The 26,107-nt window shown below is 73.5% G+C and carries 19 protein-coding genes; 14 read left to right on the top strand and 5 right to left on the bottom strand.

From position 1 onward, the window contains the following. Nucleotides 1–2: 2 nt before the first annotated feature. The 7 genes from EDD28_RS15080 to glgX all read left to right on the top strand — a co-directional run bounded on the left by EDD28_RS15080 (nt 3) and on the right by glgX (nt 10,412). A complete protein-coding gene (locus tag EDD28_RS15080; RefSeq protein WP_123740565.1) occupies nt 3–884 on the top strand; it encodes a carbohydrate ABC transporter permease in 882 nt (293 codons plus the stop codon). 69 nt (nt 885–953) lie between these two features. Next, complete coding sequence (locus tag EDD28_RS15085) at nt 954–3,200, top strand: glycoside hydrolase family 3 N-terminal domain-containing protein (protein ID WP_123740566.1); 2,247 nt, start codon at nt 954–956, stop codon at nt 3,198–3,200. A gap of 143 nt (nt 3,201–3,343) precedes the next feature. Further along, nucleotides 3,344–4,138: a hypothetical protein gene (locus tag EDD28_RS15090; protein ID WP_148059641.1), complete on the top strand. Its 795-nt coding sequence runs from the start codon at nt 3,344–3,346 to the stop codon at nt 4,136–4,138. A 55-nt stretch (nt 4,139–4,193) separates the two neighbouring features. Next, the gene (locus tag EDD28_RS15095; RefSeq protein WP_123740568.1) at nt 4,194–5,699 is read left to right on the top strand and encodes an SDR family oxidoreductase; all 1,506 of its coding nucleotides are present in this window, start codon (nt 4,194–4,196) and stop codon (nt 5,697–5,699) included. Continuing rightward, nucleotides 5,696–7,420: an alpha/beta-hydrolase family protein gene (locus tag EDD28_RS17525; protein ID WP_170169514.1), complete on the top strand. Its 1,725-nt coding sequence runs from the start codon at nt 5,696–5,698 to the stop codon at nt 7,418–7,420. The genes EDD28_RS15095 and EDD28_RS17525 overlap by 4 nt, the downstream gene beginning before the upstream one ends. 46 nt (nt 7,421–7,466) lie before the next feature. Continuing rightward, nucleotides 7,467–7,982, top strand: a complete 516-nt coding sequence (locus EDD28_RS15110; protein ID WP_123740569.1) for a hypothetical protein — start codon at nt 7,467–7,469, stop codon at nt 7,980–7,982. Nucleotides 7,983–8,072: 90 nt separating this feature from the next. Continuing rightward, a complete protein-coding gene (gene glgX / locus EDD28_RS15115) occupies nt 8,073–10,412 on the top strand; it encodes a glycogen debranching protein GlgX (RefSeq protein ID WP_123740570.1) in 2,340 nt (779 codons plus the stop codon). Here glgX and EDD28_RS15120 read toward each other — a convergent pair. After that, nucleotides 10,409–11,956, bottom strand: coding sequence for a M23 family metallopeptidase (locus tag EDD28_RS15120; protein ID WP_123740571.1), 1,548 nt, complete (start codon nt 11,954–11,956; stop codon nt 10,409–10,411). The genes glgX and EDD28_RS15120 overlap by 4 nt on opposite strands. A 160-nt stretch (nt 11,957–12,116) precedes the next feature. On the opposite strand from EDD28_RS15120, the gene EDD28_RS15125 reads away from it, so the two are divergent. Further along, nucleotides 12,117–12,560 carry an HIT family protein gene (locus tag EDD28_RS15125; protein ID WP_123740572.1) on the top strand — a complete coding sequence of 148 codons (444 nt, stop codon included), beginning with the start codon at nt 12,117–12,119 and terminating at the stop codon, nt 12,558–12,560. A gap of 288 nt (nt 12,561–12,848) precedes the next feature. Here EDD28_RS15125 and EDD28_RS15130 read toward each other — a convergent pair whose 3' ends face one another. Next, entirely contained in the window at nt 12,849–13,343 is a 495-nt protein-coding gene (locus EDD28_RS15130; protein ID WP_123740573.1) for a hypothetical protein, read from the bottom strand. Between the two features lie 120 nt (nt 13,344–13,463). Between EDD28_RS15130 and zapE the strand changes: the two genes are divergently transcribed. Then, nucleotides 13,464–14,450, top strand: a complete 987-nt coding sequence (zapE, locus tag EDD28_RS15135; protein ID WP_123740574.1) for a cell division protein ZapE — start codon at nt 13,464–13,466, stop codon at nt 14,448–14,450. Between the two features lie 21 nt (nt 14,451–14,471). Here zapE and EDD28_RS15140 read toward each other — a convergent pair whose 3' ends face one another. Next, nucleotides 14,472–15,815, bottom strand: coding sequence for a carboxylate--amine ligase (locus EDD28_RS15140; protein WP_148059642.1), 1,344 nt, complete (start codon nt 15,813–15,815; stop codon nt 14,472–14,474). A 49-nt stretch (nt 15,816–15,864) separates the two neighbouring features. On the opposite strand from EDD28_RS15140, the gene EDD28_RS15145 reads away from it, so the two are divergent. The 4 genes from EDD28_RS15145 to EDD28_RS15160 all read left to right on the top strand — a co-directional run bounded on the left by EDD28_RS15145 (nt 15,865) and on the right by EDD28_RS15160 (nt 21,280). After that, a complete protein-coding gene (locus EDD28_RS15145) occupies nt 15,865–16,452 on the top strand; it encodes a DUF3000 domain-containing protein (RefSeq protein WP_245968105.1) in 588 nt (195 codons plus the stop codon). After that, a complete protein-coding gene (locus EDD28_RS15150) occupies nt 16,445–17,719 on the top strand; it encodes an HRDC domain-containing protein (protein ID WP_123740576.1) in 1,275 nt (424 codons plus the stop codon). The genes EDD28_RS15145 and EDD28_RS15150 overlap by 8 nt, the downstream gene beginning before the upstream one ends. Before the next feature lie 181 nt (nt 17,720–17,900). After that, complete coding sequence (locus EDD28_RS15155) at nt 17,901–19,154, top strand: thiolase family protein (protein WP_123740954.1); 1,254 nt, start codon at nt 17,901–17,903, stop codon at nt 19,152–19,154. After that, nucleotides 19,151–21,280 carry a 3-hydroxyacyl-CoA dehydrogenase NAD-binding domain-containing protein gene (locus tag EDD28_RS15160; protein WP_425469986.1) on the top strand — a complete coding sequence of 710 codons (2,130 nt, stop codon included), beginning with the start codon at nt 19,151–19,153 and terminating at the stop codon, nt 21,278–21,280. The genes EDD28_RS15155 and EDD28_RS15160 overlap by 4 nt, the downstream gene beginning before the upstream one ends. Nucleotides 21,281–21,290: 10 nt before the next feature. On the opposite strand, the gene pflA is transcribed toward EDD28_RS15160, so the two are convergent. Further along, a complete protein-coding gene (gene pflA / locus EDD28_RS15165; RefSeq protein ID WP_123740577.1) occupies nt 21,291–22,094 on the bottom strand; it encodes a pyruvate formate-lyase-activating protein in 804 nt (267 codons plus the stop codon). 101 nt (nt 22,095–22,195) lie between these two features. Next, the gene (gene pflB / locus EDD28_RS15170) at nt 22,196–24,490 is read right to left on the bottom strand and encodes a formate C-acetyltransferase (RefSeq protein WP_123740578.1); all 2,295 of its coding nucleotides are present in this window, start codon (nt 24,488–24,490) and stop codon (nt 22,196–22,198) included. A 159-nt stretch (nt 24,491–24,649) separates the two neighbouring features. On the opposite strand from pflB, the gene EDD28_RS15175 reads away from it, so the two are divergent. Continuing rightward, nucleotides 24,650–26,104, top strand: a complete 1,455-nt coding sequence (locus EDD28_RS15175; protein WP_123740579.1) for a GuaB1 family IMP dehydrogenase-related protein — start codon at nt 24,650–24,652, stop codon at nt 26,102–26,104. The last annotated feature ends 3 nt before the right edge of the window (nt 26,105–26,107 follow it).

Consider the following 26,107-nt stretch of genomic DNA (forward strand, 5'->3'; position numbering starts at 1 on the left):
TCATGACCATCGTGACCTCATCGGCCCCGGCCGAGATCCACGCCCCGAACCGGCCGCGCCGGATCACCCCGGGCAGGATCCTCCTGATCCTCACCCTCACGCTCGGTCTGGCGGCGACGCTGCTGCCGTTCGTCTGGATGCTCCTGGGAGCGTTCAAGACCAACGCCGAGATCATGCGACGCCCGGTCACCTGGTGGCCGCAGGCGCCGACGATGGACAACTTCCGTGCGTGGTTCGTCGACTTCGACATGTCGCGGTACTTCTTCAACTCGGTCTTCCTCGCACTCGTCGCCGTCGCCACGACGCTCCTGTTCTGCTCGATGGTCGGCTGGGCGCTGGCGAAGCTCGAGTTCCCCGGCAAGCGGGTGCTCATCGGCGTCGTGCTCTCGACCATGTTCGTCCCGGGCATCGTCACCCTCATCCCGACGTTCGTGCTCGTCGCCAACTTCAACATGGTCGGCACCTACTGGGGGATGATCCTTCCCGGCATGGTCGGGGCGTTCGGCGTGTTCCTCATGCGCCAGTTCATGCTCGAGATCCCGGACTCCCTGCTGGACGCGGCCCGGATCGACGGCGCCGGCGAGTTCCGGATCTTCGGCGGCATCGTCATGCCCCTGTGCCGCGCACCCCTGGCCACGCTGGCGATCTTCACCTTCATGGGCTCCTGGAACGGCTTCCTGTGGCCGCTCATCGTGGCCCAGCGCGAGTCGCTCTACACCCTGCCGGTCGCGCTGGCGCTCTACACGAGCCCGACCGGTGACAAGGGCGCGGAGTTCGGTCTCCAGATGGCCGGGTCGGTGCTCATCATCGTCCCGGTGCTCCTCGTGTTCATCGCGATGCAGAAGCACTTCGTCCAGGGCATCGCGATGACCGGGATCAAGTAGACCGCGACGGGTCAGCGCACGACGCGCCGACCCGTCGGCCCGGCCCACGACACGAGAGGACCCACCTCGATGACCCATCCCTACCGCGACGCGCGCCTGCCGGTCGAGGCGCGCGTCGCCGACCTCCTCGGCCGCATGACGCTGCCGGAGAAGGTCGGCCAGATGATGCAGCTCTCGGCGCCGGACGGGATCGACGCCCAGGTGCTCGAGCGGCACGTCGGAGCGATCCTGCACGCCTCGCCCGAGCTGATCGCGCGGGCCCACCGGCTGACCGAGCAGACCCGGCTGCGCATCCCGCTGCTCGTCGGGGAGGACGCGATCCACGGCCACTCGTTCTGCCGCGGCGCCACGATCTTCCCCACCCAGCTCGGGATGGCGGCGACCTGGTCGCCGGCGCTCGTCGAGCGGATGGCGCGCGCGACGGCCCGCGAGGCGGCGGCGACCGGCCTGCACTGGACCTTCTCCCCCGTGCTCTGCCTCGCCCGCGACCTGCGCTGGGGTCGCGTGAACGAGACGTTCGGCGAGGACCCGCACCTCGTCGGGGAGCTCGCCAGCGCGGCCGTCCGCGGCTACCAGGGCGACGGGCTGCACGACCGCACGGCCGTCCTGGCGACGGCCAAGCACTTCGCCGGCTACTCCGAGACGCAGGGTGGGCGGGACGCATCGGAGGCCGACCTGTCCCAGCGCAAGCTCCGGTCCTGGTTCCTGCCGCCGTTCGAGCGGGTGGCGCGCGAGGGCTGCGGCACGTTCATGCTCGGCTACCAGACGATCGACGGCGTGCCCGTCACGCTGAACGACTGGCTGCTCACCGACGTGCTGCGCGGGGAGTGGGACTACCCGGGCATGCTCGTGACGGACTGGGACAACGTCGGGCGGATGGTGTGGGAGCAGGGCCTGCAGCCCGACTACGCGCACGCCTCCGCCGCCGCCGTCAGGGCGGGCAACGACATGATCATGACGACCGAGGAGTTCTTCGACGGCGCGCTGGAGGCGGTCGAGCTGGGACTGCTCACCGAGTCCGACCTCGACGGCGCCGTCGCGCACATCCTCGAGCTGAAGTTCCGCCTCGGTCTCTTCGAGGACCGTCGCGGCCCGGATGACGCGGCCATGGCGTCCGTCGTCGGCTCGCACCAGGACCTCAACCTGGAGATCGCCCGACGCAGCCTCGTGCTGCTGCGCAACCGGGACGTGCTGCCGCTGCCGCGGGACCGCCGGCTGAGCGTCGCCGTCGTCGGCCCGCTGGCGCACGACGCGCAGAACCAGCTCGGCGACTGGGCCGGGTCGTCCGGCCAGGTCGCGGACATGGCGGACGGGCAGCCGCGGGAGATGATCACGACCGTCCTCGACGGGCTGCGCGCCCGCGTGCCGGACGGATGGCGGGTGACGTTCGCGCGCGGGGCGTCGATCACGACGCTGGAGCCCGATCCCGAGGGCCCTCTCCACCCCGACGGGCAGCCGCGCCCCCCGCTGGCCGTGTCGGCCCCCGTCGACCCGGCCGAGCTGGCAGCGGCGGTCGAGGCCGCGGCGGACGCGGACGTCGTGGTCGCCGTCGTCGGGGACCAGATCGAGCTGGTCGGCGAGGGGTGCTCGACCGCGACGCTTGACCTCCTCGGCGGACAGGTCGCGCTCCTGGACGCGCTCGCGGCGACGGGGACGCCCGTCGTCGTCGTCCTGCTCGCGTCCAAGCCGCTCGTGCTCCCGCCGTCGGCGCTGGAGGCGGCCGCGATCGTCTGGGTCGCGAACCCCGGCATGACGGGGGGCCTCGCCCTGGCCGAGCTCCTGCTCGGCGAGATCGAGCCGACGGGGCGCCTGCCGATCTCGTTCGCGCGGCACGTCGGCCAGCAGCCCGTCTACTACAACCAGGTCCGCGGCCAGCACGGCAGCCGGTACGCCGACCTGACCCAGGACCCCGCGTTCGCGTTCGGCGAGGGGCTCTCCTACACGAGCGTCGCGTACTCCGACCTCGTCGTGACCACGCCGGTCGTCACGCCGCAGGAGTCCGTCCGGGCGCGGGTGACGCTGACGAACACGGGCGCGCGCCCCGCGCTCGAGACCGTCCAGGTGTACCTGCGCGACGTCGTGACCTCGGCGTCGTGGGCGGACCGCGAGCTCAAGGCGTTCACCCAGGTCGACGTCGCCCCCGGGGCGAGCGTCGACGTCGACCTCGTGCTCGACGCCCGCGACTGCTCGATCGTGGACGGTCGCGGACGCCGGGTCGTCGAGCCCGGGGAGTTCCACCTCCTCGTGGGGCCGAGCAGCCGGCCGGGCGACCTGCTGAGCTCGACCTTCCACGTCGCGGCGGGCGAGACCTCGTGACCGGCACGACGGCTGCCCGACCGACCGCCGGGCGGAGCGGACCACCGGTCGAGGCGTCGATCGAGGGGCCGTGCGACGGGCCGTGCTTCCCGATCCGGCCGCCGCGGCACACGGCCGAGCCCGCCGGGGAGACGAGCGGCGAGGTGGGCGACGGACCCCTGGGCCGAGCCCTCGGTGCCCTCGGCCGGGGAGCTGGGCTGACGCTGCTCCTCGCGGCCGCGAACGCCCCGCTCGTCCTGTCGACGCTGCTGCTGCGGCCCGAGCCGTCCCTCACCTGGCTGGTCGCTCTCTGCGCGCTCGCGCTCGGGCCCGCCATGAGCGCCGGGCTCTGGACCGTGCGCGAGCACCACCGCTCCCCCGACGTCGGGGTCCTCGACGCGTTCCGTCGCGGCTACCGGCTCGGCTGGCGCGACGCCCTCGTCACCACGGCGCCGGCGTGCCTCGTCGGCTGGCTCCTCGTCACCAGCGTGGCGGGAGGTCCGGCCGCCGGCGTCCCCGACGTCGTGACCGGCGTCGCCCGCGGGGCCGGCGTCCTCCTGCTCGTGCTGACGCTGCACGCGCTGGCGCTGCGGACCTTCTTCCGCCTCCGCCCGGCGGCCGCGTGGGCGCTGGCCGCCCACCAGCTCGTCCGGTCGTGGCGGTCCTCGATCGCCACGCTGGCGCTGGTCGCGGGTGCCGTCGCCGTCGCGACGCTCACGTCCGACGTCCTGCTCACCGCGCTGGGCGGGCTGTGGGCGGCCCTCTGGTATCGCGCGGTCGCGCCGATGCTCCGGACGTCCGGCGCCGCGTTCCTCGCCGACGCCGACGGCGCCGACGGTGTTGACGGCACCGCGGGGACCCGCGGCTGCCGCGTCCACGGCGAGCCCGATGCCGCCCTCGCGCGCGGTGGCCGCCGCGGGACGGCGCGCGGCGCCGCCGACGCGGGTGCGCGCCCGTAGAATCGCCCGGACCCCACGACTCCGCAGGCCCGGCCTGCACCAGCCCGGCAGGACCATGACGGCAACCCACGACGCGCCCGAGATCGACGCGGCGCCCAGCGACCCGACCAGCACCGTCGCCGACCCGCGCGGCATCGACCCGGCGGACATGGCGGTGTTCCTCCGCGTCGCCCAGGAGGTCGCCGCCCTGCCCTCCGACCACCCGGACCAGGTGCTCGCGCGCCGCGCGACCGCCGGGATGTACAAGATCGCCAAGAAGGTCCGCCGGGACGAGCGGCGGCGCGACCTGCTCGACCACGACCGGTCGGTCATCGAGGCGACCGCGACGGGCAGCCCCGGCAGGATCGACGACGAGACCGCCGGGCTCCTGCCCTCCTCCGCGACCGGCGAGGGCCGGGTCGCCGGGACGCTGCGCCGGCCCCAGCCGTGCTACGTCTGCAAGGAGCCGTTCACCCAGGTCGACTGGTTCTACCACCAGCTCTGCCCGGCCTGCGCCGCGCTCAACCACGCGAAGCGGGACGCCCGGACGGACCTGACCGGACGTCGCGCGCTGCTCACAGGCGGCCGGGCGAAGATCGGCATGTACATCGCGCTGCGTCTCCTGCGCGACGGCGCCGACCTCACGATCACGACGCGCTTCCCGCGGGACGCGGCCCGCCGGTTCGCCGCCATGGCGGACTCGGCCGACTGGCTGCACCGGCTGCACATCGTCGGGATCGACCTGCGCGACCCCGCCCAGGTCGTGGCCCTCGCCGACTCCGTCGCCGCCGGCGGCCCGCTCGACATCCTGGTCAACAACGCGGCGCAGACGGTCCGCCGCACGCCCGGCGCCTACTCGGCGCTCGTCGAGGCCGAGTCGATCGACCTGCCGGACGACCCGGACGTCCCGACGATCACGTTCGGCCGGACGAGCGCGGCGCACCCGGCCATGCTGGCCGGCTCCGTCACGGACCTGCCGTCGACGTCGCTCGCACCGGGCGGCGTGGCGCGCGCGGCGCTCGACGCGGCGTCCGCGTCGCTGGAGCGGCACCTCGCGGGGACCGCGATCGACGCCGGCGGCCTGCTGCCCGACGAGGTGGACCACAACTCCTGGGTCGCGACCGTCGAGCAGGTCGACCCGATGGAGCTGCTCGAGGTCCAGCTCTGCAACTCCACGGCGCCGTTCATCCTCCTCTCGCGGCTGCGCCCGGCCCTGGGGTCCACGGCGACGGGGCGCGCCTACGTCGTCAACGTGTCCGCGATGGAGGGTGTCTTCTCGCGCGGCTACAAGGGCCCCGGCCACCCCCACACCAACATGGCGAAGGCCGCGGTCAACATGCTGACCCGGACGAGCGCTGGCGAGCTGGCCGAGCACGGCATCTACATGACGAGCGTCGACACCGGCTGGATCACGGACGAGCGTCCGCACACGACGAAGCTGCGCCTGGCCGAGGAGGGCTTCCACGCCCCGCTCGACCTGGTCGACGGCGCCGCGCGCGTCTACGACCCGATCGTCCGCGGCGAGGCCGGCGAGCTCCTGCACGGCTGCTTCCTCAAGGACTACGCGAAGGCGGACTGGTGAGCCGCACCCCCGCGGCCCGCGCGTGGTGGGCGGCGCCGTGGGGCGGACTGCTGCGGTTCGGCGAGAGCCTCTCGCTCGCCGGCCTGCTCGTCGGCGTCCTCGCCCTCGCCGCCTCGACCCAGCCGTCGCTCGTCCCGCGCGGATGGGTGTTCCAGGGGGTGATCTCGGGACTCTCGCTGCTGGTCGGCTACGTCGCCGGCGTCCTCGCCCGGTGGCTGCTGCGCGTGCTCGGCCTCGCCCGCATCCTCCCGGTCGCCTGGTACCGGCCGGCGCACCGGATCGCGCTCGGCGTCCTGGCGGTCGTCGCCGTCGTCGCGCTCACGGCGGGCGCGGCGGCGCAGCGCCGGCTCACGCTGCTGTGGGGGCTCGAGCCGATCCCGGGCGGTGCGCACGCGCTCGGGGCGTTCCTGCTCGGCCTCGCGCTCGCGGTGCTCCTCCTGCTCGCCGCCCGCGCTCTGCGCGCCGGCGCGGGCGCGCTCGGCCGACTGCTCGGACGGTGGGTCCCCCGTCCCGTGTCCGCGGTCGTGAGCTTCGTCGTCGTCGGCGCACTCGTCGTGACGATCGTCAACGGCCTGTTCCACGAGCTCGTCCTCGGCTCGATCACGCCGGGCTTCCAGGCCCGCGACTCGGACGTCCCGGACGGCTACGCCCCGCCCGCCGCGCCCGAGCGGTCCGGGTCCGCCGCGTCGGCCCAGACGTGGGACACCCTCGGCTACCAGGGCCGCATCTTCGTCGCCGGCGGCCCGAGCACCGAGGAGATCACCGCGGTGACCGGCGAGGCGGCGATGACGCCGATCCGCGTCTACGCGGGGCTCGCGAGCCAGGACGCCGCCGGCGGGGACGTCGATCTCGACGCCCTGGCCGCCGAGGTCGTAGCGGAGCTGGACCGGACGAACGCGTGGGAGCGCAGCGTCGTGGTCGTGACGACCGCGACGGGCACCGGCTGGGTCGACCCCCTGTCGGCCGCCGCGGTGGAGTACGTGACGAACGGCGACGTCGCCACGGCCTCGATGCAGTACTCCTACAACCCGAGCTGGGTGACCCTCGTCCTCGATCTCGACCGGCCGCGGGTCGCCGGCCAGGAGCTGTTCGACGCCGTGAGCGAGCGGTGGCTCGAGCTGCCGGAGGACTCCCGCCCGCTCCTGCTCAGCTCGGGCGTCTCGCTCGGCTCGTTCGGCAGCCAGTCGTCGTTCACGTCGGAGGCGAGCATCGCCGCCCGGTCCGACGGCGCGGTCTGGGCCGGGACGCCCTACTTCACGCAGCTGTGGTCGCGCTTCACCGCCGATCGCGACCCGGGAAGCGTCCAGAAGCACCCGGTGCTCGACGCCGGCGCGAGCGTGCGCTGGGGCACCGAGAGCTCCGGCGACCAGGGGTTCGAGGACCTCGGCCCGGCCGACGGCGCCCGCATCGCCTACCTGCAGCACCCGAGCGACGGCGTCGTGTGGTGGTGGCTGCCGACGTTCTGGTCCAAGGACGACTGGTTCGACGAGCCGCGCCAGGGCGACGTGCTCGACGGGATCCGCTGGTGGCCCGTCATCACCGGGCTCCAGCTCATGGGCGACCAGTTCGCCGCCGGCTCCCCCACCGTCCCGCTCGGCCACGGGCACAACTACGGCGGCGAGTACGTCGACGCGTGGTCCTGGGCGACGGGCCGGTCGCTGTCACAGGAGCAGCTCGCGCCGATCCGCGACGCCGTCGACGCGACACCGCGGGACGGCTGAGGCCGCGAGGAAGGTCTGACACCGCGAGGGTCGGCAGACTGGGGGCATGGACGACCCGACGACGCTCCTGCGCTGGCTCCCGTTCCTGGTCCTCGCCGTGCTGGGGCTCATCGGCGGCATCCTCCTCGTGGCGTTCCGCGCCCGCCCGCAGGCCGGGCTGGGCCCGCTCGGGGCGACCGGTCCGGACGTGGACCCCGCGAGCGAGCCGCCGCACGCCGGCGCGTGGAACGCCTACCTCTACCGCGGGCGGCTCGGCGGCACCATCGGCGGGGCGTCCGGACGGTTCGACGTCGCGGGCGGCGAGCTGCGGTTCACCCCCGACGACCCGGCCGACTCGGCGTGGACGCTGCCGTGCCGGCAGATCGGCGTGTCCACCGGGACGGCGGTGTTCGGACCGCCCGTGACGCTCGTGACGCCGGCCGGCGTGCTGCGCTGCACCGTCAGCCGGGAGCGGATCAACCGGTTCTCCCGCAACACCGCCAAGACGCTGCGCGAGACGGGGTACGGCCGGGAGTTCGCCGACGTCCTGCTGAGGAACGGCGCGCACCCTGCGTCGGCGTGAGCCGCGACGGACAGCCCGCGTGACCTAGGACACCGCCCTAGCACGCACCGGGGATGCCGATCGGGCCCGCGGGCGTGTCATCCTTCCTCCATGCGTATCTGGCCGGGGCACTCCTACCCCTTGGGGGCAACCTACGACGGGAACGGGACGAACTTCGCCCTGTTCTCCTCGATCGCGGAGCGGATCGAGCTCTGCCTCATCGACGACGACGGCGCCGAGGAGCGGGTCGAGGTGACGGAGGTCGACGCCTTCGTCTGGCACGTCTACCTGCCGTCGGTGCAGCCGGGCCAGCGCTACGGGTACCGCGTGCACGGGCCGTACGCGCCCGAGCGCGGCATGTGGTGCAACCCGGCGAAGCTCCTCATCGACCCCTACGCCAAGGCGCTGGACGGTGAGGTCGACGGCGACCCGTCGCTGCTCTCCTACCCCGCCGGCGGCCGACCGGAGGCCGGGGCCGAGCCGACGGACTCCGACTCGCTGGGCCACACGATGTACTCCGTCGTGCACAACCCGTTCTTCGACTGGGGTCACGACCACCCGCCGGCGCACGAGTACCACCGCAGCGTCATCTACGAGGCGCACGTGCGCGGCATGACGATGCTCCACCCGGCCGTCCCCGAGGACCTGCGCGGGACGTACGCCGGGATCGCGCACCCCGCGGTGATCGAGCACCTGCGCAGCCTCGGCGTCACGGCCATCGAGCTCATGCCCGTCCACCAGTTCGTCGACGACTCGACGCTGCGTGAGAAGGGCCTGTCGAACTACTGGGGCTACAACACGATCGGCTTCTTCGCACCGCACAACGCCTACGCGGCGCGCGGCACGCGCGGCCAGCAGGTGCCCGAGTTCAAGGCGATGGTCAAGGCGCTGCACGAGGCCGACATCGAGGTGATCCTCGACGTCGTCTACAACCACACGGCCGAGGGCAACCACATGGGCCCGACGCTCTCGTTCCGCGGGATCGACAACCCGGCCTACTACCGCCTCGTCGACTCCGACCCGATCCACTACTTCGACACGACGGGCACGGGCAACTCGCTGCTCATGCGCTCCCCGCACGTGCTCCAGCTCATCATGGACTCGCTGCGCTACTGGGTGAGCGAGATGCACGTCGACGGCTTCCGGTTCGACCTCGCCGCCACCCTCGCGCGTCAGTTCCACGAGGTCGACCGGCTCTCGGCGTTCTTCGACCTGGTCCAGCAGGACCCGGTCATCTCCCAGGTCAAGCTCATCGCCGAGCCGTGGGACCTCGGCGAGGGGGGCTACCAGGTCGGCGGGTTCCCCCCGCTGTGGACCGAGTGGAACGGCGCGTACCGGGACACGGTCCGGGACTTCTGGCGCGGCGCCCCGCACACGCTCGGCGAGTTCGCGAACCGGCTCGCCGGGTCCTCCGACCTCTACGAGCACACGGGCCGCAAGCCGATCGCGTCGATCAACTTCGTCACGGCCCACGACGGGTTCACGCTGGCCGACCTCGTGTCCTACGACGAGAAGCACAACGAGGCGAACCTCGAGGGCGGCAACGACGGGGAGTCGCACAACCGGTCCTGGAACTCCGGCGCCGAGGGCCCGACCGACGACCCGGCGATCCTCGAGCTGCGCGCCCGGCGCGCGCGCAGCCTGATGGGCACGCTCCTGCTGTCCCAGGGCGTCCCGATGATCGCGCACGGCGACGAGCTCGGTCGCACCCAGCGCGGCAACAACAACGTCTACTGCCAGGACAACGAGCTGTCCTGGATGGACTGGAGCAAGGATCCGCGGTCGCGGACCATGCTCGAGTTCACCCGGCGGGCGATCGCGCTGCGCGCCGACCACCCGGTGCTGCGCCGTCGCCGGTTCTTCTCCGGCACGACGACGGGCAGCGGCCCGGACCAGATCGAGGACATCGCCTGGTTCACGCCCGCGGCCGAGCCCATGACGGGCGAGGAGTGGGACACCTGGTACGCGAAGGCGGTCATGGTCTTCCTCAACGGCGAGGCGATCAGCGAGCCGGACGAGTATGGCGAGCACGTCGTCGACGACTCGTTCCTGCTCCTGTTCAACGCCGACTCCGAGCCGATCTCGTTCACGCTCCCCGCCGCGAGGTACGGGACCGCGTGGACCGGGGCTCTCGACTCCGACCACACCGTCGAGTCGTGGCAGGTGCTCGCCGCCGGGTCGACGCTCGAGGTGGCCGGCTACTCCCTCGTCGTGCTGTCCCGCCCGAGCGCGACGGACGAGGACGCGGTCCGACCGACGGGTGCGACGACCGACATCTTCACCGACTACGACCCGGCCGCCGAGGCGGGCGGGTCGGACGAGGCCCCCGAGGCATCGGGCGAGGAGGAGCCCGGCGGCACGTCGGCCGGGGGCGACGACGCTGCGAGCAGCGACGAGGCCGCCGAGGGCGAGACCGAGGACGCGGCGCCGGCCGACGGCGCGTCGGACTAGGCGTCCGGCGTCGCGGCGGGCTCCGGCGCGGCCGAGGACGTCGCGTCGGACGACGGCGAGCCGGAGGCGCTCGGGGACTCCGGTGCCGGCGAGCTCGGCTCCGGGGTCGGCTCGCTCGGCGTGGGTGTCGGCGTGCTCGGGTCCGTCGGGCTCGGCGTGGGCTCGGTCGGCGTCGGGGTCGGGGACGGGTCCGTCGGCGTGGGAGTCGGGGACGGACTGGGCGACGGGGTCGTCGGTGACGGCGAGGGCGTCGGCTTGGGCGTCGCCGGCGTGGTCGGGCTCGGCGTCGGCGTCGGGGTCTCCGGACCGGTCGGCGTCGAGGGAGCCGTCGGTGTCGCCGGGGTCGTGGGGGTCGTGGGAAGGGCTGCGGCGAGACGGCGGTACAGCTCCTGCGCGGCGAGCCAGTCGGCGGTGAGCGGGACCGGCGTCACGCTCTTGCCGGACTTGAGGTCGATGCCGCGCGAGAGCATGAACGTGTACGGGTCGACCGACTTGCCGTTGACGTACGTCCCGAAGTGCAGGTGCGGACCCGAGGCGCGTCCCTCGCTGCCGACGAGCGCGATGATCTGACCGGCCTCGACCTGGTCGCCGACCCGGACGAGGACGCCCGGCGCCGCCATGTGGTTGTAAGAGGTCTGCACGCCGTCGCCGTGGTCGACGACGACCGCCCACCCGCTCAGCCCGAACTGGCGGTTGCCGTTGCCGACGTAGCTGACCGTGCCGGCCGAGGCGGCCCGGATCGGGTAGCCGAGCGGTGCGGCGAGGTCGACGCCCGCGTGGAACATCGCGCCGATGACGCCCGCGATCGGACCGCGGAAGCCGTAGCCGGAGACGTAGCGTCCGTTCGGGAGCGGGTTGACCCACCCGTCGTCGCTGACCGTGATGCCCGCCTCGGCGAGCTGCGCCGCGAGGGTGTCGTCGGCGGCAGCCGGCTCGGGGGCCGGCGGCGCCTCGGCGTAGATCGTCGCCTGCGGCCACCACTGGGCGAGGATCGCGAGCTCCTCGGCGAGCGACGGCTCGGGGTCGTGCGGCCGCAGGGGCTCGTCCCACGGCAGGCCGTCGAGCACGTCCGCCTCACCGACCTCGAGGACCGGGGCGGTCGGCGAGGGGCTGAGGACGTGCGGCTGCGTCGGAGCGACGGACGGGGTGGAGGCGGCGGCCGGGTCCGCAGCGACGCGGGTGGTGTCGCCGGTCCCGGGGTTCGGACGGGCCGAGGTCCCGGAGGTCACGGCGACCGAGGTCCCGGTCGACGACGTCCCGGTCGTCGACGGGGTCGGGAGCTGCGCGAACGGCGTGAGCAGGTAGTCGGGGTACACCGACCGGGACGTGGAGGAAGCGGTGCCGGTCCCGCCGGTGGACGGGGTCGTCGACGTGCCCTGACCCGTCACGGTCCGCACGAGCGTCGGGCTCAGGCCCGCGTCGATGCTCGACGACCGTGCCGATGCCGCTGGGAGACCGGCGCTCTCGCGCGCGCCCCCCGGGCCGGCCGACGCGGCCGAGCCGATCCAGCCGACGATCGCGAGGGTCGCTGCCGCGACCGTCACGCTACGCCTCATCGCGATGCGCACGACGTACGCTCCTTACGCTCTGCCCCCGACCGGGATCCGGCCTCGACGGATCCCACGTACCTGGGCAGGGTACCTCCGCGTTCGAGCGGGCACTACCCCTGACCCCCGATCACGTCCGGGCCGGTAGGTTCGTGACATGCCAACGCTCTTCAGCCGCATCATCGACGGCGAGATCCCCGGCCGGTTCGTCTGGTGCGACACCCGGTGCGTCGTCTTCCTCGACGTCTCCCCCGTCACCCCCGGTCACGCGCTCGTCGTGCCGCGGGAGGAGGTGGACCACTGGATCGACGCGTCGCCCGAGCTGCTGGCGCACCTGCACGAGGTGGCCCGCGAGATCGGCGCGGCCCAGCTCGCGGCATTCGGCGGTGAGCGCGCCGGCCTCGTCATCGCCGGATACGGCGTCCCGCACCTGCACCTGCACGTGTTCCCGACGTCCGACATGGCGCCGTTCGCGAACCTCGACGGCGCCCCGGCAGACGAGGACGACCTCGACGCCGCCGCCCGTGCCCTGCGCTCGGCCCTGGTCGAGCGGGGCCACCACGACGTCGTCGAGGCGTCGCTGCTCGCGTCCGCGCGCTAACCGCCGAGCCCGCGCCCGAGCCTGCGCCCGAAAGGCAGGGCTCCGGCTCACGCCACGAGCTGGCACGCCACGAGCTGGATGGTCGGCTCAGCCCTCCGCCAGAGGGCGGCTGCCGGGCCAGGCCTCCAACTGGATGGTCGGCCCGAGCCTGCGCCCAAAAAGCAGGACTCCGGCTCACGCCTCCAACTGGATGGTCGGCCCGAGCCTGCGCCCAGAAAGCGGGGCTCCGGCTCAGGCCTCCAACTGGATGGTCGGCCCGAGCCTGCGCCCGAAAAGCAGGGCTCCGGCTCAGGCCTCCAGGTAGCTGGTCCCGGTGTAGAAGTGCAGCACCGCCACGTCCAGCTCCTCCTCGATCCGGTCCGCCCAGCCGCGGTGGAACGCGTCCGCCACGGCGCGCGGCTGCGTGACCGCGAACACCTGGATCTCCCCCTGCGCCGTCTCGAGCTCGGTCCGCAGCGCGGCCACGACGTCGTCGGCAACGGTCCCGCTCGCCACGTCGAGCCCCTGCTCGGCCAGGGCGGCGACCGATCGCGCCAGCGCGTCCGACGCCGTCGCGATCGCCTCGTCCGGCGTCACGTCGTTCGCCCCGGTCAGGTCCTCCCACGCCTCCTTGAGGTCGAGGACCGCCAGGTGGTCGATGAAGTCCGCGACGACGCTGCGGCGCACCTCGCTCGGCACGATGAGGCGCACGTCGGTCCCGTCCGGGCCGGCGATCGTCCGGATGTGGGTGACGTCGATCGGGAGGAGCGCGTCCTCCGTGATGACGACGACGGTGTTGGGCATGGCGTCTCCTGTCCATCTGCTGACCGCCACCCGTATCCACGTGGCGGTCCGGGGCCTGGCACCAGCCTAGGGCTGCCCTACGCTCGGGGGGTGCCAGCTCGCGCCCACCTCACCGATCGCATGCCGGAGGTGGCGCCGTCGGAGCTCCTCGCCGGCCTCGTCCCGCCGCCGCAGTTCGCCGGGGCGACGTTCGAGAGCTACCACCCGGACCCGGCCCACCCGTCCCAGGCCGCCGCGCTCGCCACGATGCGCGGCCTCGCCGAGGCGATCCTCGCGCCCCCGCGCCGCGGGCTCTTCCGCAAGGCGCCGCCGCCGCCCGCGAGCGTCTACCTCGACGGCGGCTACGGCGTCGGCAAGACCCACCTCCTCGCGTCGCTCGCGCACGCCGTCGGCCCGGAGCGCAGCGCCTACGGCACGTTCGTGGAGCTGACCCACCTGGTCGGGGCGATGGGCTTCGCCCAGACCGTCTCGGCGCTCTCGGCCCTGCGCCTGCTGTGTATCGACGAGTTCGAGCTGGACGACCCGGGCGACACGGTCCTCATGTCCCGGCTCCTGCGCGAGCTCGCCGACGCAGGCGTCTGCATCGTCGCGACCTCGAACACGCTGCCCGAGGCGCTCGGCGAGGGCCGGTTCGCCGCCGAGGACTTCATGCGCGAGATCCAGGCGCTGGCGGCCCGGTTCACCGTCGTGCGGATCGACGGACCGGACTACCGGATGCGCGACGGCCGGCCCGAGCACCGCACCCTGACGGACGAGGAGCTGGCGGCCGAGCTCGCGGCGGTCGGCGACGACGCCACCGTCTCCCAGGACGCGTGGGGCGACCTGCTCGCCCACCTCGCGCGCATCCACCCCTCGCGCTACGGGCGCCTGGTCGACGACGTCGACGCGGTCTTCCTCACCGGCGCGGCCCAGCTCGACGACGACATGGTGGGGCTGCGGCTCGTCGTGCTGGTCGACCGGCTCTACGACCGGGACGTGCCCGTCCGGGTGAGCGGGACGGCCGTCGCCGACCTGTTCTCGCCGCGGATGCTGAGCAAGGGGTACCGCAAGAAGTACTTCCGCGCGCTGTCCCGGCTCGGCGCGCTCGCGAGCCGCCGGCTCCCGTAGCTCCGGCCGGGCCGGACGGGCTCAGCGCGCCGGCCGCCGGCGCACCAGCGGCGACGCCGGGTGGTGCCGGGCGAACTTCTTGAGCTGGTTCGCCATGGCGACGGCGATGTAGAGCCATCGCCGCGGGCTGCGCTCGGCCCGGTAGTAGAGCGGGTTCGTCACGGCGCCCGCCCGGCGCAGCCGCCGCACGAGCCGGCGCTGCTCCGGGGCGAACACCCGCAGGAGCAGGAGCGGCACGACCGTGAACAGGTGCTCGCGGGACGCCAGCACGAGCGAGGGCGCGGCGTCGCCCCCCGCCTCCGCGGCCTCGCGGTCGGCCGGGACGAAGGCGTGCGCGTACAGCGCGGCCACGTTGTACCCCGAGGCCGTCACCGCGAAGCCGCTGCGCCCCACGCGCGGGTTGATCTCCAGGACGCGGTAGACGCCGTCGGCGTCCCGCATGAGGTCGACGTTCGCGAACCCCGACCAGCCCAGGTGCTCGACGAGCCGGACGACCTCGCGCAGCGTCAGCTGGACGGCCGGGTCCTGGCGTGCGTCGACCGTCGCCTGCGCGACGGAGTTCCCGAGCGCCGACGGCGTGTGCTCCTCCAGCAGCACGCGGCCGAGCTGCGCGAGGACCGGGCGCCCGCGCGCGTCGAGGAACACGTTCGCGGCCGCCATGGCCGCGTCACCGCCGGGCAGCAGCTCCTGGACGAGGACCGGCGAGCCGAGACCGGCGCCTGCCATCGTCGCCAGCAGGCGCACCGCCTCGTCGGCCGACGCCGCCACGTGCACCTTCGCCTGCCCCGGGTAGCTGACGGCGTGCGCCGCCGTCGTCGAGGCGACCTTGACGACCCGCGGGTAGGTCAGCGCGCGGAGCCGGTCGTCGATCCCCGGCTCGCCCGGGACGACGACGAGTGTCTCGGGGTGCGGCACGCCCAGCTCGGCGCACGCCGCCATGACCTCGGCCTTGCTGGAGACTCGGGCGACGGTCGCCGCGTCCGGGTAGGGCACGACGAGGTCGGGCACGTCGGCGAGGGACGGCGCGGCGCGCACGAGCAGATCGACGAGCCAGTCGGCGCTGGCCAGGACGAGGTGCGGCCGGCCGGGCTCCTCGGCCGCGACCGAGCGCAGCACCTCGGCGAGAAGCTGCGGCGTCTCCAGCCCGGGGACGACGCGCAGGTCGACGATCGCCGAGTCCGCGACCGCCCCGGTGCGAGCTCCCGCCACTACGACGCTGCGGACCCCGAACGCCTCGTGGAAGGCCCGGGCGCTGCCGTAGGCGCCGAGGTCACCGCCGAGGATGACGGGCCGCGGCACCGTTCCCGCGACCGCTGGATCGACGGGTTCGGGACGGGAGGATCGGTGCCGCGAGGTGGGAGCCACGACGGCGAGCCTAGACGGCACAGCACCTGACGCGCTCTAGCCTGGGCGCGTGCCGCAGAACGAGACCCCCTCGCTGCCGCCCGACTTCGAGGCGGCCCTGCTCAGCCTGCGTGGCCATGCGTGGCGGAGCGAGGTGCGTCTCGAGGAGGTCCCGCCGCCGACCCGGATCGCACCGTGGGCCCTCGCGCTGACCGCGGAGGTCAACCCGACGAGCGAGCCCGAGGACATGGTGGCCAACGGCCGCTTCGTCGTCCTCCACGACCCGGACGGACAGGACGCCTGGAACGGCACGTTCCGCGTCGTCGTCCTGGCCCGCGCCCGGCTCGAGGACGAGATGGGCGACGACCCGCTGCTCGGCGAGGCCGCGTGGAGCTGGCTGACCGACTCCCTCACGGAGGCTGGCGCCGACTACCACTCGCTGTCCGGGACGGTGACGCGCGTCCTGTCGGAGACGTTCGGCGGGCTCGAGGTGCGCGGGCACGAGGTGGAGGTCGAGCTGCGCGCGTCCTGGACGCCCGGGTCGACCGACCTCGGACCGCACCTGCGCGCCTGGGTGGCCGCGACGGCCTGGGCCGGCGGTCTCCCGCCGCTGCCGGAGAACGTGACCGCGCTCGGCGCTCGGCGGCCCCGTGGCTGAGGGCGACGCGAACGTCCCGGCGACGCAGGTCGAGCCGACCCCGCTCCTCGAGCCGCGGGACGGCGTCCCGCCGGTGATCGAGACCCAGCAGGCGCTGGAGGAGTACGCGGCGGCCCTCGCTGCCGGTACCGGGCCGGTCGCGGTCGACGCCGAGCGGGCCTCGGGGTTCCGGTACGGCCAGCGCGCCTACCTCGTCCAGCTCCGGCGCGAGGGGGCGGGCACGGGACTCGTCGACCCGGTCGCCGTCCCCGACCTCACGCCGCTGGCCGACGCGCTGGCCGGGACCGAGTGGGTGCTCCACGCCGCCTCCCAGGACCTGCCCTGCCTCACCGAGCTCGGGCTGCACGCCGACCGCGTGTTCGACACGGAGCTGGCCGGGCGCATCCTCGGCCGCGATCGCGTCGGGCTCGGCGCCATGGCCACGTCGGAGCTGGGGCTGTCGCTGGCCAAGGAGCACTCCGCGGCCGACTGGTCGACGCGGCCGCTGCCGGAGGCCTGGCTGCGCTACGCGGCCCTCGACGTCGAGATCCTGGTCCGGCTGCGCGACGTCCTGGAGCGCGAGCTGCGCGCGAGCGGCAAGCTGGCGTGGGCCGAGCAGGAGTTCGAGGCGACCCGGCTCGCTCCCCCGCCCGCGCCGAAGATCGACCCGTGGCGGCGGGTGACCGGCGTCTCGCGGCTGCGCGAGGCGCGTCGTCTCGCGATCGCCCGCGAGCTGTGGCTCGCCCGCGACGCCCTCGGGCGCGAGCGTGACATCTCCCCCGGCCGCGTGCTGCCGGACCGCGCGATCCTCGCGGCGGCCGAGGCGGCGCCGCGCACGGAGCAGGGGCTCGGCTCGCTGCCGGAGTTCCGGGGACGGGGCACCCGCGCGCGCCTCGCCTACTGGTGGAAGGCCGTCGAGCGCGCGCTCGCCCTGCCGGAGTCGGAGCTGCCGCCCCGGCGCGCCCCACACCCGTCCGGCCCGCCGAACCCCCGCTCGTGGCTGCCCCGGTTCCCCGAGGCGGCCGAGCGACTGCGCGCGGTCCGGGCGAGGATGCGCCTGCTTGCCGACGAGGTCGGGACGCCGCAGGAGAACCTGCTGTCCCCCGACCTGCAGCGTCGTCTCGCCTGGGAGCCGCCGAACCCGGTCGACGACGCGAGCGTCGAGGCCGCGCTGCTCGCCGCCGGCGCCCGCCCGTGGCAGGCGGGACTCGCCGCCGGACCGCTGGCGGCGGCGCTGCTCGACCCCGCGTCGGTGCCCGACGGCCCGACCGGGACGGATGCCCCCTGAGCGCTCGCGGTACACCTGATACTCCTGGTATCAGGTAACCTCCTGCTGTGGGCGCAGCGGCGCCCGTCACGCTCCCCGGAGGTCACCGATGCCCTCGTCAGCCGTCCCGTCCCCGCCCACCGTCGCCGGTCCCGAGCCATCGGCCGAGCCCACCCGGCGCGGCCGCCGCGCCCGGCGCGGGATGCTCGGACGCCCCGTCGTCCTGGTCGACGGGGTCCGCACCCCGTTCGGTCGCGCCCGCGAGGACGGCCTGTACGCCAGCACCCGCGCGGACGACCTCGTGGTCGCCTGCGTCCGCGAGCTGCTGCGCCGCACCGAGGCGCTCCCGCCCGAGCGGATCGGCGAGGTCGCGATCGCGGCCACGACGCAGTCGGGCGACCAGGGACTCACGCTCGGCCGGACGGTCGCGCTGCTGTCCGGGCTGCCAGAGGACGTTCCCGGGTATGCGATCGACCGGATGTGCGCCGGAGCCCTCACGGCGCTGACGCAGACCGCGTCGCAGATCGCGGTCGGCGCGATCGACCTGGCCGTCGCGGGCGGCGTGGAGCACATGGGACGGCACACCCTCGGGGCCGACGCCGAACCCAACCCGCGATTCCTCGCGGAGCGCATCGTCGACGCCGACGCGCTCGTCATGGGCGCCACGGCGGAGAACCTGCACGACCACGACCCGCGCCTGACCAAGGAGCGCGCCGACGCGTTCGGCGTCGCCAGCCAGCAGCGCTACGCCGCCGCGCTCGCGGCCGGGCGGATCGACGAGGACCTGGTGCCCGTCGGGGTGTGGTCGCCGCAGGGCTGGGGGCTCGCGACAGCTGACGAGCCGCCGCGGCCCGGGACGACGCTCGAGGCGCTCGCCGGGCTGCGCACCCCGTTCCGTCCCGGCGGCCGCGTCACCGCGGCCACGTCCTCGCCGCTGACCGACGGGGCGACCGCGTGCGTCCTGGCCGCCGAGGAGACCGCGGCCGAGCTCGGCCTCCCGGTGCGGATGCGGCTGGTGAGCTACGCGTTCGCCGGCGTCGACCCCCGCGTCATGGGCCTCGGCCCGGTTCCCGCGACCCACCGCGCGCTCGACCTCGCCGGCCTCACCATGGCGGACATCGGCGCGATCGAGGTCAACGAGGCGTTCGCCGTCCAGGTCCTCGCGTTCCTCGACGCCTTCGGGATCGACGACGACGATCCCCGGGTCAACCCGGACGGCGGCGCGATCGCGATGGGCCACCCGCTCGCGGCGTCGGGCGTCCGCCTCGCCATCCAGCTCGCCCGGCGCTTCGCCGCGGACCCGTCGATCCGGTACGGGCTCACGACCATGTGCGTCGGCCTCGGCCAGGGGGCGACGGTCGTCTGGGAGAACCCGCACCACCCCGAGTACGCCTCGTCCGTCGCCGCCGTCCCGTCGACCGCGTCAGCCCCGTCCGCCGAGGAGGCCCAGCCGTGAGCACCACCCGCATCCTGGTCCGCGACGTCGACCTCCCCCTCGTCGAGCCCGGCCGCACGCGGCTGCGCGGCGGCGGGCGGATGGCCCTGCTGACGCTCGACAACGGTGAGGACCACCGACGGCCGAGCGTCATCAGCCCCGAGACGATCGCCGAGCTGCACGAGGTCCTGCTCGCCCAGCGCGAGCGCGCCGGCCGGGGTGAGATCCAGGCGCTCGGCGTCACCGGCAAGCCCTACTGCTTCGCGGCCGGCGCCGACCTCAAGCGCGTCGCCGAGGTCCGCACGCGCGAGCAGGCCCTCGCGCTGGGCCGGGACGGCCACGCGGCGTACCGGCTGCTCGGGGAGCTCGGCGTCCCGTCCTTCGCCTTCGTCAACGGGATCGCCCTCGGCGGCGGCCTCGAGCTGGCGCTCGCCTGCGACTACCGCACGCTGTCCGGCGACGTCCCGGCCGTCGGACTGCCCGAGACGTCGCTCGGCCTGGTGCCGGGCTGGGGCGGCTCGACCCTGCTGCCCCGGCTCGTCGGGGTCGAGGCCGCGATCGACATCATCGTCGACCGCCCGGCGGCCAACCGGCCGATGCGCCCGCACGACGCCGGCATCCTCGACGTGGTCGACCGCGTGCTCGACCCCGCCGACTTCCTCGCCAGCTCGATCGAGTGGGCCGGCCACGTGCTCGTGGGACAGGAGGTGCCGCGGCGCGCGCCCGACGGCGAGGAGGAGGCCGCGACGATCCTCGCGGCGGCGCGCGATCGAGTCGAGGCGGTCTGGGGCCACACCGTCTCCCCTCGCGAGGACGGCGACTCCCGCCCGGCGCAGCACCGCGCGCTCGACCTCATCGAGCGCACCCGGGGCCTGGACCTGACGCAGGCGTACGCGCTCGAGGACGAGGTGCTCGCCGACCTCATCATGACCGACGAGATGCGCAGCAGCGTCTACGCCTTCAACCTGGTCACCGGGGCCAAGCGACCCCAGGGAGCCCCGGACGCCGCGCTCGCCCGGAAGGTCTCGCGCGTCGGGATCGTCGGGGCCGGCCTCATGGCGGCGCAGATCGCGCTGCTCGTCGCCCGCCGGCTGCGGGTGCCCGTCGTCATGCGCGACATCGACGACGAGCGAGCTGCCGCCGGGCTCGGCTTCGTCGCGGCCGAGGTGGACCGGTCGGTCCACCGGGGGCGGCTCACCCGCGACGCAGCCGAGCGGGTGCTCGCGTCCGTCACCGCGACCACGGACCTCGCGGACCTGGCCGGGTGCGACCTCGTCATCGAGGCCGTCACCGAGCGGCTGGACCTGAAGAAGCGCGTGTTCGCCGAGGTCGAGGAGGTCGTCGACGCCGAGGCGGTGCTCGCGACGAACACCTCGGCGCTGTCCGTCACGGCGATGGCCGCCGACCTGCGCCACCCCGAGCGCGTCGTCGGGCTGCACTTCTTCAACCCGGTCGCCGCGATGCCGCTCGTCGAGGTGATCCGGGCCGAGCGCACCGACGAGGCGTCCCTCGCGACCGCGTACGCCGTCACCAAGGCGCTGGGCAAGAGCGCGGTCGGGTCGGCCGACCGACCGGGCTTCGTCGTCAACCGCCTGCTCGTGCTCCTGCTGGGCCGGATCGTCGGGGCGGTCGAGCGCGGGACGCCGGTGGGCGTCGCCGACCGCGCGCTCGACGTGCTCGGCCTGCCGATGCCGCCGTTCCAGCTCTTCGACCTGGTCGGACCGGCCGTCGGGCTGCACGTCCTCCAGTCGCTGCGCGCCGAGCTGGGCGAGGCGTTCCCCGCCTCGCCGGGGCTGGAGCGGATCGTGGCCGAGCGGCTGCCGATCGTCGGCGAGGCGGCGGCTCCGGGGCTGCCGCGCCGGGTGCTGCCGGAGCTGCAGGAGGCGTTCGGCCCCGTCGACGCCGAGACCGCGCTCGATGAAGCCGGCGTCCGCGACGACGTGCTGACGGCGCTCACGCTGGAGATCGACCGGATGCTGGCGGAGGGCGTGGTCGCGACACCGTCGGCGATCGACACCGCGATGATCCTCGGCGCCGGCTGGCCGTTCCACCTCGGCGGGATCACGCCGTACCTCGACCGGCTCGGCTACTCCGAGCGGCTGCTGGGCAGGCGCTTCCTGCCGGAGGGCGTCGCGAGCCTCCCCTGACGACTCGGTGTCAGTACGTGGTGAGGCCGGCGGCGCGGAACATGTCGCGGACCTCCTCGGTCCGCTCGTTGCTCGGCGGGGAGACGTCGCCGAGCTGGTACGGGATGCCGAGCTCGGCCCACTTGTCGCGCCCCATCTGGTGGAACGGCAGGACCTCGACCCGCGTCACGGTCGACAGCGACGCCGCGTACTCGACGATCGGTCGGATGTTCTCGTCGGCGTCGGTCAGCCCGGGCACGAGCACGAACCGGATCCAGGTCTCGATGCCGAGCTCGGACAGGCGCCGACCGAAGACGAGCGTCGGCTCCAGCTCCTGGCCGGTGACCTTCTTGTAGGTCTCCGGCAGCCCCGACTTCACGTCGAGCAGCACGAGGTCGACGCTGGCCAGCAGCTCGTCGCTCGCGTTCACGCCGAGGTTGCCCGACGTGTCGAGGCACGTGTGGATGCCCATCTCCTTGGCGCCCTCGAGGATGCGCCTGGCGAAGGCCGGCTGCATGAGCACCTCGCCCCCGGACAGCGTGATGCCCCCGCCCGTCGCCTTGAAGACGTTCCGGTAGCGCCGGATCCGGGCGAGCAGGTCCTCGGCGCGGACGGGCTTGCCGTCGCGCATCTTGAGCGTGTCCGGGTTGTGGCAGTAGAGGCAGCGCAGGGGGCAGCCGGTGAGGAACGTCGTCATCCGCGTCCCCGGCCCGTCGACCGCCGTCACGAGCTCCCACGAGTGGACCATGCCGATCTCACCCGTCCGCATCCCCAGCAGCAGGTTCTTGCGGTCGTCCGAGGCGGTCGAGAGGCCGCCGAGCATCGACGCGGTCATCACGGTCCTCTCTCGTCGAAGGGCTCCTGGATGGTGACGCCCCGGCGACCATGATCGGTCACCGGGGCGTCACCCCTGGTACGGGTCAGGTTCGGACTGGCTCAGACAGACTCGTGGAACGTCCGGTTGAGCACGTCGAGCTGCTGCTCGCGCGTCAGCTTGACGAAGTTCACGGCGTAGCCCGAGACGCGGACGGTGAGCTGCGGGTAGTTCTCCGGGTTCTCCATCGCGTCGACCAGCGTGTCCTTGTTGAGCACGTTGATGTTCGCGTGGAACAGGCCCTCGCCCATGCCGGCGTCGAGGATGCCGACGAGGTTGGCGACCTGCTCGTCCTTCGTCCGACCGAGCGCCGACGGCGTGATCGTGTTGGTGAGCGAGATGCCGTCGAGGGCGTCGTCGTAGTCGAGCTTGCCGACCGACATCATGCTGGCGATCATGCCGTGCGTGTCCATCCCGTTCTCCGGGTTGGCGCCCGGCGCGAACGGCGTGCCGGCGCGGTGGCCCGACGGGAAGTTGCCCGTCGCCTTGCCGTACACGACGTTGGACGTGATCGTCAGGACGGACTGCGTCGGCACCGCGTCGCGGTACGTCGGCAGGGCGCGGATCTTGTCCATCACCGTCTTGACCACGAGCTGGGCGATCTCGTCGGCCCGGTCGTCGTCGTTGCCGTAGACCGGGAAGTCGCCCTCGGTCACGTAGTCGACGATGAGGCCGGTCTCGTCGCGCACCGGCGTCACGGTGGCGTACTTGATGGCCGAGAGGCTGTCCGCGACGATCGACAGGCCGGCGATGCCGCAGCCGAGCGTGCGGAGCACCTCGTCGTCGTGCAGCGCCATCTCGATCGACTCGTAGGCGTACTTGTCGTGGCTGTAGTGGATGATGTTGAGCGCCTCGACGTACGTGGCGGTCACCCAGTCGAGGATGGCCGAGTACTTCTCCCACACCTCGTCGAAGTCGAGCGGACCGTCGCCCGTGATCGGCTCGTAGCCCGAGACGACGAGCTTCCCGGACATCTCGTCCCGACCGCCGTTGAGGGCGTAGAGCAGCGACTTGGCAGCGTTGACGCGCGCGCCGAAGAACTGCATCTGCTTTCCGACGCGCATCGGGGACACGCAGCACGCGATGGCCGCGTCGTCGCCCCAGTGGTCGCGGATCTCGTTGTCGGACTCGTACTGCAGGGCCGACGTCTCGATCGAGATGGCCGCGCAGAACTCCTTGTAGCCCTCGGGGAGCTTGTCGCTCCAGAAGATCGTGATGTTCGGCTCCGGAGCGGGACCGAGGTTGCGCAGCGTCTGGAGGAGGCGGAACGAGGTCTTCGTGACCTGCGTGCGGCCGTCCTCGCTCATGCCGGCGTCCGACCAGGTCGCCCAGTACGGGTCGCCCGAGAAGATCTGGTCGTAGTCGATCGTGCGCAGGAAGCGGACGATGCGCAGCTTGATGACGAGCGCGTCGATGATCTCCTGCGCCCCGGCCTCGGTCAGTGTGCCGTTGGCGAGGTCACGCTCGACGTAGATGTCGAAGAACGGGGAGAGACGCCCGATGCTCATCGCGGCGCCGTCCTGGCTCTTCACCGAGGCGAGGTAGGCCAGGTACGTCCACTGCACGGCCTCCTTCGCGTCGGCGGCTGGACGCGACAGGTCGAAGCCGTAGATCGTCCCGAGGTTCTTGAGCTTCTTGAGCGCCTTGACCTGCTCGGAGTGCTCCTCGCGACGACGGGCCCACGACTCGGAGAACGGCTGGTCGACGTCGGCGTCCTTGTCCTTGAGCTTCTGCTCGATGAGGAAGTCGACGCCGTACAGCGCGACACGGCGGTAGTCGCCGATGATCCGGCCGCGGCCGTAGGCGTCCGGCAGGCCGGTCACGATGTGCGACGAGCGCGCCGCGCGGATGCGCGGGGTGTAGATGTCGAAGACGCCCTCGTTGTGCGTCTTGCGGTACTTGGTGAAGATCTCCTTGACCGCGGGCTCCGGCTCCTTGCCGGCCTCCTTGATCGCGGTCTCGACCATCCGCCACCCGCCGAACGGCATCATGGCGCGCTTGAGCGGGACGTCGGTCTGGAGGCCGACGACGACGTCGTCGTCCGCGCTGATGTAGCCGGCCGGGAACGCGTCGATGTCGGCGGGGGTGTGCGTGTCGACGTCGTAGACGCGGCGCTCGCGCTCGACGGCGAGGAAGTCCTTCGACAGGGTGTCCCAGGTCCGGAGCGTCTTCTCGGTCGGCCCCGCCAGGAAGGAGGCGTCACCGGTGTACGGGGTGTAGTTGCGCTGGATGAAGTCGCGCACGTCCACGGTCTCCGTCCAGGGACCGGGGACGAAGCCGGCCCAGGCCCGATCGGCGACGGTCTCGACGACGCCGTCGACCTCGATGTCGACGCCGCTGGGGGCTGTGGTGGTCATTCGTTCCTCCTGCTTGTGGCTGGAACCGACCCGATCGGGTCTTGACGTCGACTTTACGGAGAGGCGCCCGAACGCGTCCGGGACTTTGATCCCGAAGGCCTGTGACCGTACTCACCCGGTGTGATATGGCACACCGGCGCCCCCGTAGGCTTGGGAGTCATGCGACTGCTTCCCGGCCATGCGCCGAGCGCCGACCTCACCTACGGCGACGTCTTCCTCGTCCCGTCCCGATCCGACGTCACCAGCAGGTTCGACGTCGACCTCGCGCCCCGGGACGGCACGCGCTCGACGATCCCCCTCGTCGCCGCCAACATGACCGCCGTGAGCGGTCGGCGGATGTCGGAGACGCTGGCCCGTCGCGGCGCCCTCGCGGTGCTCCCCCAGGACGTCCCGATCGACGTCGTGGCGCGCGCCACCGCGTGGCTCAAGCAGCGCGACCCGGTCGTCGAGACCGCCGTCCACGTGACGCAACGGGATACCGTGCACGACGCCCTCACGCTCATCGCCAAGCGGTCGCACGGCATGGCGGTCGTCATCGACGACGACGAGCGGCCCGTCGGCGTCGTCACCCCGGCCGACCTCACCGGCGTCGACCAGTTCACGCTCGTCGGCGAGGTGATGGCCGAGGCGCCGACCGTCATCGAGGCGGCGACGCTCGAGGGGCCGGACGGCGCCCGCCGGGCCTTCGACACGCTGCACGCGGCGCGCCGTCGGGTCGCCCCCGTCGTGCGCGAGGACGGGACGCTGCTCGGCGTCCTGACCCAGACCGGCTCGCTGCGCTCCTCCATCTACACCCCGGCCCTCGACGCCGACGGCGCGTTCCAGGTCGCCGCAGCCGTCGGGATCAACGGCGACGTCGCCGGCAACGCGGAGGCGCTCCTGGCCTGCGGCGTCGACGTGCTCGTCGTCGACACCGCGCACGGGCACCAGGAGAAGATGATCCAGGCGCTGCACGCCGTCCGCTCCGTCGCCCCCGACGCGCTCGTCGTCGCCGGCAACGTCGTGACGGCCGAGGGCGTGAGCGACCTCGTCGCCGCCGGCGCCGACATCGTCAAGGTCGGGGTCGGCCCCGGCGCCATGTGCACGACCCGGATGATGACCGGCGTCGGGCGTCCGCAGTTCTCGGCCGTGCTCGAGTGCGCGACGCGGGCGCGCGAGCTGGGCGCCAACGTGTGGGCCGACGGCGGCGTCCGGCACCCGCGCGACGTCGCCCTCGCCCTGGCCGCCGGCGCCAGCCAGGTGATGATCGGCTCCTGGCTCGCCGGGACGCACGAGTCCCCCGGCGACCTGCACGTCGACGGCTCCGGCCGGCGCTACAAGGAGAGCTTCGGCATGGCGTCGGCGCGCGCCGTCGCCGCCCGCACCCGCGGCGACTCCGCGTTCGTCCGCGCCCGCAAGGCGCTCTACGAGGAGGGCATCTCCTCCTCGCGGATGTACCTCGACCCAGCGCGACCCGGCGTCGAGGACCTGCTGGACCAGATCACGGCCGGCCTGCGCTCGGCGTGCACCTACGCCGGGGCGCGCAGCCTCGAGGAGTTCCACGAGCGCGCCGTCGTCGGGGTGCAGTCGGCGGCCGGCTACGAGGAGGGGCGGCCCCTCCCCACGAGCTGGTGACGA

This window comes from Salana multivorans (assembly GCF_003751805.1).
Lineage (GTDB): Bacteria > Actinomycetota > Actinomycetes > Actinomycetales > Beutenbergiaceae > Salana > Salana multivorans.